This window comes from Brevibacterium sp. ZH18 (assembly GCF_022748595.1).
In the GTDB taxonomy this organism is placed as follows: Bacteria; Actinomycetota; Actinomycetes; order Actinomycetales; family Brevibacteriaceae; genus Brevibacterium.
Map to the genome: position 1 here is coordinate 1 of NZ_JALDSX010000114.1, position 575 is coordinate 575.

Genomic DNA, 575 nt, shown 5'->3' on the forward strand with positions numbered 1-575 from the left:
ACACTCCACATTCGAGTGCGTCGCTACAAGTGCATCGAATGCGGCCACGTCTGGCGCCAGGACACCACGGCTGCGGCACCACCCCGGGCAAAGATCTCCCGGTCCGGACTCGATTGGGCACTGCGTGCACTCGTCGTTGATCACGACACCGTGTCCGTGATCGCTGACAAGCTCGCTGTGTCCTGGCATACCGCGAACTCCGCGGTCCTGGCCGAAGGACACCGGCTGCTGATCAACGATCCGAATCGTTTCGACGGTGTGTCTGTCATTGGTGTCGATGAGCACGTGTGGCGACACACTCGCCGGGGAGACAAATACGTCACCGTCATCATCGACCTCACCCCGATCAGCCAAGGCCACAGGCCCGGCACGGTTGCTCGACATGGTGCCCGGCACGGTTGCTCGACATGGTGCCCGGCACGGTTGCTCGACATGGTGCCCGGACGGTCGAAGCAGGTGTTCAAACAATGGTTGAAAGCCCGCCCGAAGGACTGGCGTGAGTGCATCGACGTCGTCGCGATGGACGGATTCTCCGGCTTCAAAACAGCCTCAGTTGAGGAACTGCCCGACGCTGT

General features: G+C 61.7%; 1 protein-coding gene. It reads left to right on the forward strand.

Annotated elements, in window-relative coordinates; all coding sequences use genetic code 11:
- Positions 1–575, forward strand: a 575-nt coding sequence (locus MPN20_RS17165; RefSeq protein WP_242784083.1) for a transposase, incomplete at both ends; no start/stop codon positions are given.